The organism is Pseudomonas sp. TE6283, assembly GCF_054060555.1.
Genome location: NZ_JBSSDH010000002.1, coordinates 150752 through 164653, shown reverse-complemented (window position 1 = coordinate 164653; position 13902 = coordinate 150752). Strand labels below are relative to the sequence as shown.

Here is a 13902-nt window from a genome sequence, read left to right as displayed (position 1 = left end):
CGCATTGCAGGCCGTTTCAGAACTGCGAGCCAACCACTTCCTGCGCCACGCCCAGAAAAGCCGCCGGCAGTCGCGCCTGGCGCCGTTCCTTCAGGCAGTACAGGTACTCGTGCATCACCGGCGCCTCCTCCAGCGCCAGCACCCGTAGCTCCGGGTTATGCGGCACCTCGTGGCGGGCAATGATGCTGATGCCGATGTTGCGCAGCACCGCCTCGCGGATCGACTCGCGACTACCGATCTCCAGCAAGGCCCCGGCCTTCACATTGGCTTCTTGCATCATCTGCTCGGTCAGCTTGCGGGTGGTCGAGCCCTGCTCGCGCATCAGCAGGCAATGCCCGGCCACCACGTCGATGGACACCGCCTGACGCTGGGCCAGCGGATGATTGCGGTGCACCGCCAGCACCAGCGGGTCGGTGCCCAGCACGCGGCGCACCAGGCGCGCATCTTCCAGCAGTTGTGAAGAGGCGGCGATATCCACCCGATATTCCTCGAGCATCTCCAGCACCTGCTGCGAGTTGCCGATTTCTACCGCCACTTCCACCTGGGGCAGGCGTTCGCGGAAGACCTTCACCAGGTCGAGGATGTAGTAGGGCGCCGTCGCGGCGATGCGCAGGCTGCCCTGGGCCTGGCCGCTGTTGCGCAGCTCGAATTCGATGTCGGCCTCCTGCTGCAGCAGTGCCTTGACCATCGGCAGCAGGCGCACGCCTTCCTCGCTCAGCACCAGGCGCCGGCCACCGCGATAGAACAGCTCGACGTTGTACTGGCCCTCGAGATTGCGTATCTGCGTGGTCACCGTCGGCTGGCTGAGCCCGAGCTTCTTCGCCGCCAGGGTGATGCTGCCCAGGCGGGCCACCATGTAGAAGGCTTTGAGCTCGGCGCTCAGCATTGTGGATAACCTCTGTTCTGCGCTGCGGGCGCCTATTTGCGCAGCAGGCGCAAGCCGTTGAACACCACCAGCAGGCTTACGCCCATGTCGGCGAACACCGCCATCCACATGGTGGCCATGCCGGCAAAGGTGATTGCCAGGAAGATCGCCTTGATGCCCAGGGCCAGCACGATGTTCTGGGTGAGGATCGCCGCGCTTTGGCGCGACAGCCTGACGAACGCCGGGATTTTGCGCAAGTCGTCGTCCATCAACGCCACGTCGGCGGTCTCGATGGCCGTGTCGGTGCCGGCGGCGGCCATGGCGAAGCCGATTTCGGCACGGGCCAGGGCTGGTGCGTCATTGATGCCGTCACCGACCATGCCGACCCGATGGCCCTCGCCGTACAGGCGCTCGATGCTGGCCAGCTTGTCCGCCGGCAGCAGGTTGCCCTCGGCGTGATCAATCCCCACCTGGGCGGCGATGGCCTGGGCAGTGTGGGGATTGTCGCCGGTCAGCATGACTGTCTTGATGCCCAGCTCGTGCAGTTCGGCGATGGCCTGGCGGCTGCTGTCCTTGACCGTGTCGGCCACGGCGAACAACGCCAGCGGGCCGGAGCGGTCGAGCAGCAGCACCACGGTCTTGCCCTGGCGCTCCAGCACATCGAGCTGCGTTTCAAGCTCCGGGGAGCACAGGCCAAGCTCTTCCACCAGGCGATGGTTGCCCAGGTGGTAGGTCTGGCCCCCGATATCACCGCGCACACCGCGACCAGCCAGGGCGGCGAACTCGGTGACCTCGCTCAAGGCCAGACCCTGGCCCTTGGCGAACAGGTCGATGGCACCGGACACCGGGTGGTCGGAGCGGGCGGCCAGGCTGGCGGCCAGGGCCTGGGCACGGCCTTCGAACAGTGGGTCGAGGACCTTGCTGTCGGTCTGCACTGGCTTGCCGTGAGTGATGGTGCCGGTCTTGTCCAGGGCGAGGAAGTCCAGCTTGCGCCCGCCTTCGAGGTACACGCCGCCCTTGATCAGGATGCCCTTGCGCGCCGCCGCGGCCAGGCCGCTGACGATGGTCACCGGGGTCGAGATCACCAGCGCGCACGGGCAGGCCACCACCAGCAGCACCAGGGCGCGGTAGATCCAGTCGAACCAGGCCCCGGCCATGAACAGCGGTGGGATGACCGCCACGGCCAGGGCCACGGCGAACACCACCGGGGTGTAGATGCGCGAGAACTGGTCGACGAAGCGCTGGGTCGGCGCGCGGGCGCCCTGGGCCTCCTCGACGGCCTTGATGATCCGCGCCAGGGTCGACTGGCCGGCGGCGGCGGTGACGTGGTACTCCAAAGCACCGGCCTGGTTGATGGTGCCGGCGAACAGCTTGTCGCCCACGGCTTTCTCGACCGGCAGGCTCTCGCCGGTGATCGGCGCCTGGTCGACGCTGGACTGGCCACTGACCACCTCGCCATCCAGGCCGATACGCTCGCCCGGCCGTACCCGCACCAGGGCGCCGATCGGCACCTCGCGCACGTCGAGCTCGCGCCACTGGCCGTCAGCCTGCTGCACGGTGGCCAGGTCTGGCGCCAGTTGCATCAGGCCGCCAATGGCATTGCGCGCGCGATCCAGCGAGCGTGCCTCGATCAGCTCGGCGATGGTGAACAGCACCATGACCATGGCCGCCTCGGGCCATTGGCCGATCAGCACGGCGCCGGTCACGGCGATGCTCATCAGGGCATTGATGTTGAGGTTGCGGTTCTTCAGGGCGATCCAGCCCTTCTTGTAGGTGCCCAGGCCACAGCCGAGGATCGCCGACAGGGCCAGCGCGGCGACCACCCACTCCGGCGCCTTGCCGGAGAAGTGCACGACTTCGGCGGCAATCGCGGCAATACCCGACAAGGCCAGCGGCCACCAGCGGGTCTTGCTCGGCTGGGACGCATTGGCGCTGCCGTCGTCCTCGGCGGCCAGCGGTTCGGCCTTCATGCCCAGGCTGTCGATGGCCCGCTCGATCTCGGCGGTGCCGGTCAGTGTATGGCGCACGCCAAGCACACGGTTGATCAGGTTGAACTCCAGCTGCTCGATACCGGCCAGCTTGCCCAGCTTGTCCTGGATCAGCGTCTGTTCGGTGGGGCAGTCCATGGCCTCGATGCGGAAACGGCTGAGCTGCGCCTGGGCGCTGGCCTTCTCGGTCAGCTGCACCAGGGCCGGTGCCGCCTTGCTGGCGCAGCAGCTGTGGGCGTGGGGCTCATGGCCATGCGCGTGGTCATGCTTGTGGTCGGGGCTGACAGGCTGGTTCATGGAATCATCCTTAACTGAGCACAGGCCTCTGCGGATTTCCGCAGAGTGGGTTGTTGCCAAGTGAACACCCTGTAGCCACTATAGGGTCAAGCCCTCTGCTGGAGATTTGCCATGAAGATCGGAGAACTGGCCAAGGCCACCGACTGCGCCGTGGAGACCATCCGCTACTACGAACGCGAGCAGCTGCTGCCCGAGCCCGCCCGCAGCGACGGCAACTATCGGCTCTACACCCAGGCCCATGTCGAGCGGCTGACCTTCATCCGCAACTGCCGCACCCTGGACATGACCCTCGATGAAATCCGCAGCCTGTTGAACCTGCGCGACAGCCCCGACGGCTCATGCGGCAGCGTCAACGCGCTGATCGACGAACATATCGAGCATGTGCAGGCGAGGATCGACGGGCTGGTGGCGCTGCAGGCGCAGCTGGTGGAGTTGAGGCAGCGGTGCAATGCGCAGGGGGCGGAGTGCGCGATTCTCCAGCAACTGGAGACCAATGGGGCGGTGACGGTGCCGGAAACCGAGCATTCTCATGTGGGGCGCAGTCACGGGCATTGATGCCAAAAGCATCGCGGGGCAAGCCCGCTCCCACGTGACTCAATGCATACGTGGAAGCGGGCTTGCCCCGCGATTGCGTCAGCTCAGGCGATGAAGATCTGTCAGACCGCCATCGGCGCCGTCATCGGCGCATGGTGCTCGTAGCCTTCCAGCCAGAAGTCGCTTGGCTCGATCTTCTCCAGCCACTGCGGCTCGTACCTGCCGGTCTCGGCGAAGGCCGGCACGCGGTCGCTGATCACCAGCTTCGGCGCTGCCAGCGGCTCGCGCTTCATCTGCTCATTGAGCATGTCCAGGTGGTTCTCGTACACATGGGCATCGCCGATGAAGTAGGTGAACCAGCGCGGGGTGTAGCCGGTCAGGCGGCCGAACAGCGACAGCAGCGCCGCGCCCTCGGTGAGGTTGAACGGCGTGCCCAGGCCCAGGTCGTTGGAGCGGATGTAGAGGGTCAGGGAGATTTCCTTCGTCTCGACATTCGGGTGGAACTGGTACAGCAGGTGGCACGGCGGCAGGGCCATTTCATCCAGCTGGGCGCAGTTCCAGCCGTGGAACAGGATGCGTCGGCTGCCCGGGTCGTTGGCGATGGTGTCCAGGCACTGGCGCACCTGGTCGATGGCCTTGTACAGGATGACGAACGCCTGGCCGTCTTCCTCGTCCTGGGCGATACGGCGGAAACCGGCCTTCTCGGCCATCTCGATGGCCGCCGGGTTGCTCAGCGGGATGCGCTTGTAGCCCGGCCACTGGCGCCATTGCACGCCGTAGATCTCGCCGAGGTCGTCATGGCCCTGGCGGAACGGGTTGGCCAGCCACTGGGCGTTCTCGTTGGCGTTCTGGTCCCAGACCTTGCAGCCCAGCTCGCGGAACTCGCCGGCGTTCTTCACGCCGCGCAAAAAGCCCACCATCTCGCCGATCGCCGACTTGAACGCCAGCTTGCGCGTGGTGATGGCCGGGAAGCCTTTCTGCAGGTCGAACTTGAGCATGGCGCCCGGCAGGCTGATGGTGCGGATGCCGGTGCGGTTTTCCTGCAGCGTGCCGTTCTCGATGACGTCACGGACCAGATCTAGATACTGTTTCATGGCTTACCTGTAGCAAGAACGGCAGGAGGATCGCCCCTGCCGTGAAAATCAGACGGTGGCCTTGGCCGACGGTTTACGGTTGTAGGCCCACCAGATCAGGAAGATGCCGCCGACGATCATCGGCACGCAGAGCAGCTGACCCATGGTCAACCAGCCGAAGGCGATGTAGCCCAGCTGGGCGTCGGGTACCCGCACGAATTCCACGATGAAGCGGAAGATGCCGTAGAACAGCGCGAACATGCCGGAAACGGCCATGGTCGGGCGCGGCTTGCGCGAGTACAGCCAAAGGATGACGAATAATGCCACACCTTCGAGGGCGAACTGGTACAGCTGCGACGGGTGACGCGGCAGCTGGGCCGGGTCGCTGAACGGCGGGAACACCATCGCCCACGGCACGTCGGTGGCCTTGCCCCACAGCTCGGCGTTGATGAAGTTGCCGATACGCCCGGCGCCCAGGCCGATCGGCACCAGCGGCGCGACGAAGTCCATCAGCTCGAAGAACGACTTGTTGTTGCGCTTGCCGAACCACAGCGCGGCCAGCATCACGCCGATGAAACCGCCGTGGAACGACATGCCGCCTTTCCACACCTCGAAGATCAAGGTCGGGTTGGCCAGGTACTGATGCAGGTCGTAGAACAGCACGTAGCCCAGGCGCCCGCCGACGATCACCCCCATCGACAGCCAGAACACCAGGTCGGAGAGTTTCTCGCGGCTCCAGGTCGGGTCGAAGCGGTTCAACCGGCGCGAGGCCAGCAGCCAGGCGCCGCCAATGCCGATCAGGTACATCAGGCCGTACCAGTGGATTTTCAGTGGACCGAGGGCCACGGCCACCGGGTCGATCTGCGGGTAAGGCAGCATTGTCTTTCCTCTAGGTTCAGATAAGGAAGCTCAGTCCGACGCAGAACAGCAGCGCGGCGAACAGACGCTTGAGCACGCGCGGCGACAGCTTGTGCGCCAGACGCGCGCCATAGCGGGCGAAGAACATGCTGGTGGCAGCGATGCCGACCAGCGCCGGAAGGTAGACGTAGCCCAGGCTGTGGGCCGGCAGGTGTTCCTCGTGCCAGCCCAGCCACATGAAACCCAGGGCACTGGCCAGGGCGATCGGCAGGCCACAGGCCGACGAAGTCGCCACCGCCTGCTGCATGGGCAGGCTGCGCCAGGTGAGGAACGGCACGGTCAGCGAACCGCCACCGATGCCGAAGATGGCCGAGGCCCAGCCGATCACCCCGCCGGCGGCGGTCAACCCGGGCTTGCCGGGGATGCCGCGGCTGGCCTTGGGCTTGAGGTCCAGGGCCATCTGCGCGGCGATCACCAGGGCGAACACGCCGATGATCTTCTGCAGCATCGGGCCCTGGATCAGCGAGGCGGTCTTGGCCCCGACCAGTGCGCCGAGCAGGATGCCCACGGTCATCCAGGCGAAGACCGGCCATTGCACCGCCCCCTTGCGCTGGTGCTCGCGCACGGCATTGATCGAGGTGAAGACGATGGTCGCCAGCGACGTGCCGACCGCCAGGTGGGTCAGCACCGAAGGGTCGAAGCCCTGCAGGGTGAAGCTGAACACCAGCACCGGCACGATAATGATGCCGCCACCAACGCCGAACAGCCCGGCCAGCACGCCGGCGCAGGCGCCCAACAGCAGATAGAGAGCGAATTCCATTCGTGGCCCCAGTGGAAAACAATCCGGCATGGTAACGGAAGCCAAGCCCGGCGCTCTAGTGAACTCTGTGTCAGATGATGGCTAGCGGTCGGCGGCGCAGGTAGAGTGGCCGAAAACACAGGGGACAACCTATGTGCCTGATCGTATTCGCCTGGCGGCCGGGGACAGCCCGGCCGCTGATCGTCGCGGCCAACCGCGACGAGTTCTATGCCCGGCCGACCCAGGCCCTGGCGGCCTGGGAGGATGCCCCGGGGGTGCATGCCGGGCGCGACCTGGAGGCCGGCGGCACCTGGCTTGGCGTGGGGCCGAACGGGCGCTTCGCCGCGCTGACCAACATCCGCGATCCGCGCCAGCCGCTGGGGCCGCGCTCACGGGGCGAGCTGGTGGCGGCGTACCTGCAGGGCGAGCTGGATGTCGAGGCCTACCTGGACCAGGTGGCCAGCCGCAGTGGGCAGTACTCGGGGTTCAACCTGCTGGTGGGCGATGGCGAGCGGCTGGGCTACCTGCATGCCCGTGAGGCCGCGCCGCGTCTGTTGGCGCCTGGGGTCTACGGGCTTTCGAACGCCGGGCTGGATACGCCGTGGCCCAAGCTGGTGAAGGCGCGTAGCGGGCTTGAGAGTTTGCTTGAGGCCGCCGATCCGCAACGGCTGTTGACCCTGCTGGGCGATGCGCAGCCCGCGTCGGATGGTGAGCTGCCGGAGACTGGCGTGGGGTTGGCCACCGAAAGGTTGCTGTCGAGCGTGTTCATCGCCAGCCAGAACTATGGGACGCGGGCGAGCACGGTGCTGATCGTCGATGACCAGGGGCGGCGGCGGATGGTCGAGCGCAGTTTCGGGCCGTTTGGCGGGCACCTGGGCGAGGTCAGCCTGGAGGTGTGAGTCCGACCTCATCGCGGGGCAAGCCCGCTCCCACGAGGCTCTTGCAGCAACTTTGTGGGAGCGGGCTTGCCCCGCGATGAGGCCGGTACCGACGATCAGAGGGTCTTGTTAGGCCCGATCATCCGCGCCAGGCCAAGGTTCTTCAGCGCCAGTTGCAGCGAGCTGTGGATAACCTGCGGGTTGTCATGGCTCATTGCGTCGGCCAGCAGTTCCTTGGCTTTGCCCAGGTTGATCTGGCGCAGCATCCACTTCACCTTCGGCAGGTTGGTGGCGTTCATCGACAGGCTGTCGAAGCCCATGGCCATCAGCAAAATCGCCGCGGCCGGGTCACCGGCCATCTCGCCGCAGATGCTCACCGGCTTGCCTTCCTCGTGGGCGACGCTGACCACGGTCTGCAACGCCTGCAGCACCGCCGGGTGCAGGTAGTCGTACAGGTCGGCGACCCGTGGGTTGTTGCGGTCGACCGCCAGCAGGTACTGGGTCAGGTCGTTGGAACCGACCGAGAGGAAGTCGACCTGGCGCGCCAGTTCGCGGGTCTGGTACACGGCGGCGGGAATTTCCACCATCACCCCCACCGGCGGCATCGGCACGTCGGTGCCCTCGTCGCGCACCTCGCCCCAGGCACGGTGGATCAGGTGCTGGGCTTCTTCCAGTTCGTGGATGCCGGAAATCATCGGCAGCAGGATGCGCAGGTTGTTCAGGCCCTCGCTGGCCTTGAGCATGGCACGGGTCTGCACCAGGAAGATTTCCGGGTGATCGAGGGTGACGCGGATGCCGCGCCAGCCGAGGAACGGGTTTTCTTCCTTGATCGGGAAGTACGACAGCGACTTGTCGCCACCGATGTCGAGGCTGCGCATGGTCACCGGCAGCGGGTGGAACGCCTGCAACTGCTCGCGGTAGATCGCCAGCTGTTCCTTCTCGCTGGGGAAGCGCTGGTTGATCATGAACGGCACTTCGGTGCGGTACAGGCCGACGCCTTCGGCGCCGCGCTGCTGGGCGCGGGCCACATCGGCGAGCAGGCCGGTGTTGACCCACAGCGGCATGCGATGGCCGTCCGGGGTGATGCACGGCAGCTCGCGCAGGGCGTCGAGGCCACGGGCCAGCTGGCGCTCCTCCTCGACCACGTCGCTGTACTGCTTGCGCAGCACCTCGCCCGGGTTGGTGAACACCTCGCCCTTGTAGCCGTCGACGATCATCTCGATGCCGTCGGCCTTCGAATAGGGCAGGTCGACCACGCCCATGACGGTCGGGATGCCCATGGCACGGGCTAGAATCGCCACATGGGAGTTGCCCGAGCCCAGTACCGAGACCAGGCCCACCAGCTTGCCTTCCGGCACCTCGCCGAGCATGGCCGGGGTCAGCTCTTCGCTGACCAGGATGGTGTTGTCCTGGTAGACCAGCGACTGCGAACGGGCTTCCTGCAGGTAGGCCAGCAGGCGCCGGCCCAGGTCCTTGACGTCCGAGGCGCGCTCGCGCAGGTAGTCGTCGTCCATCAGCTCGAAGCGGTTGACGTGCTCGCCGACCACCTGGCGCAGCGCGCCCTGGGCCCACTGGCCGGTCTTGATGACCTCGACCACCTCGCCACCGAGGGCGGCGTCCTCGAGCATCATCAGGTACACGTCGAACAACGCGCGCTCTTCGGGACGCAGCTGGGTGGCGAGCTTGGCCGACAGCTTGCGCATGTCCTCGCGCACGCCTTCGAGGGCGTTGTTGAACAGCTTGAGTTCGTTGTCGATGTCCTCGACGGTGCGGTCCGGCACCACCTCGAGGTCGGCAGGCGGCAGCATCACCACGGAACGGCCGACGGCGGCACCCGGCGAGCCTGGCACGCCGACGAAGCGGGCTTCCTGGATGCCCTTGCCCTGGCGGCCCAGGCCGCGGATCGAACCGGTCGCCTCGGCATGGGCGATCACCCCGGCGAGCTGGGCGCTCATGGTGACCAGGAAGGCCTCTTCGCCTTCGTCGAACTGGCGGCGTTCCTTCTGCTGGATGACCAGTACCCCCACCACGCGGCGGTGGTGGATGATCGGCGCACCGAGGAAGGAGGCGAATTTCTCTTCGCCGGTCTCGGCGAAGTAGCGATAGCGGGGGTGGTCGGCGGCGTTCTCGAGGTTCAGTGGCTCCTCGCGGGTGCCGACCAGGCCGACCAGGCCTTCATTGGGGGCCATGCTGACCTTGCCGATGGAGCGCTTGTTCAGGCCCTCGGTCGCCATCAGCACGAAGCGGTTGCTGTCCGGGTCGAGCAGGTAGACCGAGCAGACCTGGCTGCCCATCGCCTCCTTGACGCGCAAGACAATGATACCCAACGCCGTCTTGAGATCTTTGGCGGAGTTCACTTCCTGGACGATCTTGCGCAGCGTATTGAGCATGGCTCGGGGTCGGACTCCGTCGTCAGTCGCGCGTCAGCAGGCGCGGGGCTAGCTCTTTCAGGGCGCGGCGGTATACCTCGCGCTTGAATGTCACCACCTGGCCCAGCGGATACCAGTAGCTGACCCAGCGCCAGCCATCGAATTCCGGTTTGCCGGTGAGGTCCATGCGCACCCGTTGCTCATTGCTCACCAGGCGCAGCAGGAACCACTTTTGTTTCTGGCCAATGCACAGGGGCTGGCTGTGGGTGCGCACCAGGCGCTGGGGTAAACGATAACGCAACCAGCCACGGGTGCAGGCAAGAATTTCCACATCCTGGCGCTCCAGGCCCACTTCTTCGTTCAGCTCGCGGTACAGGGCATCTTCCGGCGTCTCGTCAGGGTTGATGCCACCCTGGGGAAACTGCCAGGCATCCTGGTTGATCCGCCGAGCCCATAGCACCTGCCCGGCATCATTCGTGAGAATGATCCCGACATTGGGGCGAAAACCATCCGGGTCGATCACGGCAGCAACCTCGCAAACGCATGTCAACGCATTGTTCCACAAAGCCCGAGCGCGCAGCAACGCGCCCGCCAAGCTTATGTGCAGCGAGGTGAAAACTCCGTATTCTGCGGGACTCTCCCGTGGCTGATGCGAGTGACCGCGATGCGCCTGGCTTTATTCGACCTGGACAATACCCTCCTCGGTGGCGACAGCGACCACGCCTGGGGTGACTACCTGTGCGAGCGGGGCATTCTCGACCCGGTCGCCTACAAGCAACGCAACGACGCCTTCTACCAGGACTACCTCAACGGCACCCTGGACATGCAGGCCTACCTGGCCTTTTCCATGGAAATCCTCGCGGCCAGCGAACCCGCGCAGTTGGATCAATGGCACCGCGAGTTCATGCGCGACTGCATCGAACCGATCATCCTGCCCAGGGCCGAGGCCCTGTTGCACCAGCACCGCGAGGCCGGCGACCAGCTGGTGATCATCACCGCCACCAACCGCTTCGTCACCGCGCCGATCGCCCGCCGCCTGGGCGTGCGCGTGCTGCTGGCGACCGAATGCGAAACGCAGGACGGGCGCTATACCGGGCGCAGTACCGATATACCCTGTTTCCGTGAAGGCAAGGTGACGCGGCTTGCGCGCTGGATGCTGGAGAATGGGTTCGACCTGGAAGACAGCTACTTCTACAGCGACTCGCTGAACGATGTGCCGCTGCTGGAGGTGGTGGCGAACCCGGTGGCGGTGGATCCGGATCCGAAGCTGCGGGCCGAGGCCGAGCGGCGGGGGTGGCCGGTGATTTCTCTTCGGAGGTGAGATCGGCGGGGCTGCAAAGCAGCCCCCGGAACCTAGATCGGCTTGGCGCCCATCAGGCCTGCGATGGACAGGAAGCAGACGCCACTGAACAGCGCCAATGCCAAGGTGAACTTCAAACCCACGGTTTCAGCCTTGCGCAGCCGGTTGAGCCGCACTACCAGCCACCACACGGCAAACGCGCCCAGCGTATAGATGATGCTGGACGCCAGCACCCAGGCCTGCCCCAGCGGCCAGCCGACCAGGTGCACCAGCCACCAGCCGGTGAACGGCATGCTCACCAGGCACAATCCCATCAGCAGCCAGACGAACACCAGTGGTCGGCGCAACAGCTTGCCGTAGGCCTCGGTATCGCCCTGGCGGCGGGCGCGGACAGTCCAGATCGCCAGGCCCAGACCGCCCAGCAGCAACAGGGCGGTGGCGAGGATGTGCAGGGTCTTGAGGGTGGTCAGGTGTTCCATTTCGTGATCGTCCTTCTTGCTGGCGGCTTCATCGCGGGGGCCGTTTGGCGTGTTCAGCCCAAGAATAGCTGGTAGGCCGGGTTCTCGGTCTCGTCCCAGTACGGATAGCCGATCTTGGCCAGCGCCGCTGGCACCAGGTGGCGCTCCTCCTCCGGCACCTGCAGGCCCGCGACCACCCGGCCATCGGCGGCGCCGTGGTTGCGGTAGTGGAACATCGAGATGTTCCAGCGCCCACCCAGCTTGTTGAGGAAGTTGAACAGCGCGCCCGGCCGCTCGGGGAACTCGAAGCGCAGCACCATCTCGTCGCTGGCCCCGGCCGAGTGGCCACCGACCATGTGGCGGATGTGCAGCTTGGCCAGCTCGTTGTCGGTCAGATCGGTGACCGGGAAACCTTGCTCGGTCAACTGCTGGACCAACGCCGCGCGCGGGTCGGTTTCCGGGTGGGTCTGCACACCGACGAAGATATGCGCCTCGTCCGAAGTGTGCTTGCGGTAGTTGAACTCGGTGATCTGGCGCTTGCCGATGGCCTCGCAGAAGGCCTTGAAGCTCCCCGGGCGCTCGGGAATGGTTACGGCGATGATCGCCTCGCGCTTCTCGCCAAGTTCGGCGCGCTCGGCCACATGGCGCAGGCGGTCGAAATTGACGTTGGCACCCGAGTCGATGGCCACCAGGGTCTGCCCGGCAACGCCCTTGAGCTCGACGTATTTCTTGATACCGGCCACGCCCAGTGCGCCTGCAGGTTCTGTGATCGAGCGGGTATCGTCGTAGATATCCTTGATCGCCGCGCAGATCTCGTCGGTGCTGACGGTGATTACCTCGTCGACATGATGGCGGCAGATATCGAAGGTGTGCTGGCCGATCTGCGCCACCGCCACGCCATCGGCGAACAGGCCGACCTGCGGCAGCACCACGCGCTCGCCCGCAGCCATGGCGGCTTGCAGGCAGTTGGAGTCGTCCGGCTCGACGCCGATCACCTTGATCTCGGGGCGCAGGTACTTCACGTACGCCGCGATGCCGGCGATAAGCCCGCCGCCGCCGACCGGCACGAAGATCGCGTCCAGCTGGCCCGGGTGCTGGCGCAGGATTTCCATGGCCACCGTGCCTTGCCCGGCGATGGTGTGCGGATCGTCGTAGGGGTGGATGTAGACGAAGCCCTTTTCTTCCACCAGCTTCAGCGAGTAGGCCAGCGCCTCGGGGAAGGTGTCACCGTGCAGCACCACCTTGCCGCCCCGGGAACGCACGCCTTCGATCTTGATCTCCGGGGTGGTCTTGGGCATGACGATGGTCGCCTTGATCCCCAGCTCCCGCGCCGCCAGGGCCAGGCCCTGGGCGTGGTTGCCGGCGGAGGCGGTGACCACGCCGCGGGCCAGTTCCTCGGCGCTTAGTTGCGCCAGCTTGTTGTAGGCCCCGCGGATCTTGAACGAGAACACCGGCTGCAGGTCCTCGCGCTTGAGCAGCACGGTGTTGCCCAGGCGCTTGCTCAACTGCCCGGCGCTGTGCAGCGGGGTTTCGACGGCAACGTCGTAGACGCGCGAGGTGAGGATCTTCTTGACGTACTGTTCGAGCATCGGAAAGCATCACTGGGCCGCGGGACAAGGGCTGGGAGTCTACCGCAGCGTCACGTCGGGCGACCACAGCAAAGCCACCGGAGCCGTTATACTAGGCAACTTTGAAATCCGCCCAGCCCCTCCCGGAGCCCGCATGACCCAGGACCAACTCAAACAGGCCGTCGCCCAGGCCGCCGTCGATCTCATCCTGCCGAAACTGGATGAGAAAAGCGTCGTCGGCGTCGGTACCGGTTCGACCGCCAACTTCTTCATCGACGCCCTGGCCCAGCACAAGACCGCCTTCGATGGCGCCGTCGCCAGCTCCGAAGCCACCGCCCAGCGCCTGAAGGGGCATGGTATCCCGGTCTACGAGCTGAACAGCGTCAGCGAGCTGGAGTTCTACGTCGACGGCGCCGACGAGAGCGACGCCCACCTCAACCTGATCAAGGGCGGCGGTGCGGCCCTGACCCGCGAGAAGATCGTCGCGGCGGTGGCCAAGACCTTCATCTGCATCGCCGACGCCAGCAAGCTCGTACCGGTGCTCGGCGCCTTCCCGCTGCCGGTCGAGGTGATTCCGATGGCCCGCAGCCATGTTGCGCGCCAGTTGGTCAAGCTGGGCGGTGACCCGGTCTACCGTGAAGGCGTGGTGACCGACAACGGCAACGTCATTCTGGATGTGCACAACCTGCAGATCACCAACCCGGTGGAGCTGGAAAGCCAGATCAACGCCATCGTCGGCGTGGTCACCAACGGCCTGTTCGCGGCGCGTCCGGCGGATGTGCTGTTGCTGGGGACCGCTGAAGGCGTGAAGACCCTCAAGGCCGAGTAAGCCTGGTCGCGCTAACCTCAAGTCTTGCGCGATCCCTGTAGGAGCGGCCGCTCCTACAGGGGCAGGCGTAAGTCCGCTTGCCCCGT

At 65.8% G+C, this 13902-nt stretch carries 13 protein-coding genes; 4 read left to right on the top strand and 9 right to left on the bottom strand.

Annotated elements, in window-relative coordinates:
• Positions 1–16 precede the first annotated feature (16 nt).
• Positions 17–886 carry a LysR family transcriptional regulator gene (locus ACVWZ5_RS04355; protein ID WP_062572515.1) on the bottom strand — a complete coding sequence of 290 codons (870 nt, stop codon included), beginning with the start codon at positions 884–886 and terminating at the stop codon, positions 17–19.
• 32 nt (positions 887–918) lie between these two features.
• Positions 919–3150 carry a heavy metal translocating P-type ATPase gene (locus ACVWZ5_RS04350; protein ID WP_457340430.1) on the bottom strand — a complete coding sequence of 744 codons (2232 nt, stop codon included), beginning with the start codon at positions 3148–3150 and terminating at the stop codon, positions 919–921.
• A gap of 111 nt (positions 3151–3261) precedes the next feature.
• Here ACVWZ5_RS04350 and cadR point away from each other — a divergent pair, with 111 nt between their 5' ends.
• Positions 3262–3705 (top strand): cadmium resistance transcriptional regulator CadR, encoded by a 444-nt coding sequence (gene cadR / locus ACVWZ5_RS04345; RefSeq protein WP_028688504.1) that lies wholly within the window; start codon positions 3262–3264, stop codon positions 3703–3705.
• A 101-nt stretch (positions 3706–3806) separates the two neighbouring features.
• Here cadR and ACVWZ5_RS04340 read toward each other — a convergent pair whose 3' ends face one another.
• From ACVWZ5_RS04340 to ACVWZ5_RS04330, 3 genes are read right to left on the bottom strand one after another with little or no spacing between them, the layout of a single operon-like run.
• A complete protein-coding gene (locus ACVWZ5_RS04340) occupies positions 3807–4778 on the bottom strand; it encodes a thymidylate synthase (RefSeq protein WP_457340429.1) in 972 nt (323 codons plus the stop codon).
• Between the two features lie 48 nt (positions 4779–4826).
• Entirely contained in the window at positions 4827–5636 is an 810-nt protein-coding gene (lgt, locus tag ACVWZ5_RS04335) for a prolipoprotein diacylglyceryl transferase (protein WP_050707398.1), read from the bottom strand.
• Positions 5637–5652: 16 nt separating this feature from the next.
• Positions 5653–6435, bottom strand: coding sequence for a sulfite exporter TauE/SafE family protein (locus tag ACVWZ5_RS04330; RefSeq protein WP_062572518.1), 783 nt, complete (start codon positions 6433–6435; stop codon positions 5653–5655).
• 131 nt (positions 6436–6566) lie between these two features.
• On the opposite strand from ACVWZ5_RS04330, the gene ACVWZ5_RS04325 reads away from it, so the two are divergent.
• A complete protein-coding gene (locus ACVWZ5_RS04325; RefSeq protein WP_457340428.1) occupies positions 6567–7313 on the top strand; it encodes an NRDE family protein in 747 nt (248 codons plus the stop codon).
• A 95-nt stretch (positions 7314–7408) separates the two neighbouring features.
• Here ACVWZ5_RS04325 and ptsP read toward each other — a convergent pair whose 3' ends face one another.
• Positions 7409–9682, bottom strand: coding sequence for a phosphoenolpyruvate--protein phosphotransferase (ptsP, locus tag ACVWZ5_RS04320; RefSeq protein WP_050707395.1), 2274 nt, complete (start codon positions 9680–9682; stop codon positions 7409–7411).
• A gap of 22 nt (positions 9683–9704) precedes the next feature.
• Entirely contained in the window at positions 9705–10184 is a 480-nt protein-coding gene (locus ACVWZ5_RS04315) for an RNA pyrophosphohydrolase (protein ID WP_028688498.1), read from the bottom strand.
• A gap of 141 nt (positions 10185–10325) precedes the next feature.
• Here ACVWZ5_RS04315 and ACVWZ5_RS04310 point away from each other — a divergent pair, with 141 nt between their 5' ends.
• On the top strand, positions 10326–10982 hold the full coding sequence (locus ACVWZ5_RS04310; protein ID WP_062572520.1) for a histidinol-phosphatase: 657 nt from the start codon (positions 10326–10328) through the stop codon (positions 10980–10982).
• A gap of 32 nt (positions 10983–11014) precedes the next feature.
• Here the strand turns inward: ACVWZ5_RS04310 and ACVWZ5_RS04305 are convergent, their stop codons facing one another.
• Complete coding sequence (locus tag ACVWZ5_RS04305; protein WP_062572521.1) at positions 11015–11440, bottom strand: DUF2269 family protein; 426 nt, start codon at positions 11438–11440, stop codon at positions 11015–11017.
• 53 nt (positions 11441–11493) lie between these two features.
• Positions 11494–13008, bottom strand: a complete 1515-nt coding sequence (ilvA, locus tag ACVWZ5_RS04300; RefSeq protein ID WP_028688495.1) for a threonine ammonia-lyase, biosynthetic — start codon at positions 13006–13008, stop codon at positions 11494–11496.
• A 133-nt stretch (positions 13009–13141) separates the two neighbouring features.
• On the opposite strand from ilvA, the gene rpiA reads away from it, so the two are divergent.
• Positions 13142–13816 (top strand): ribose-5-phosphate isomerase RpiA, encoded by a 675-nt coding sequence (gene rpiA / locus ACVWZ5_RS04295; RefSeq protein ID WP_011536226.1) that lies wholly within the window; start codon positions 13142–13144, stop codon positions 13814–13816.
• Positions 13817–13902 lie beyond the last annotated feature (86 nt).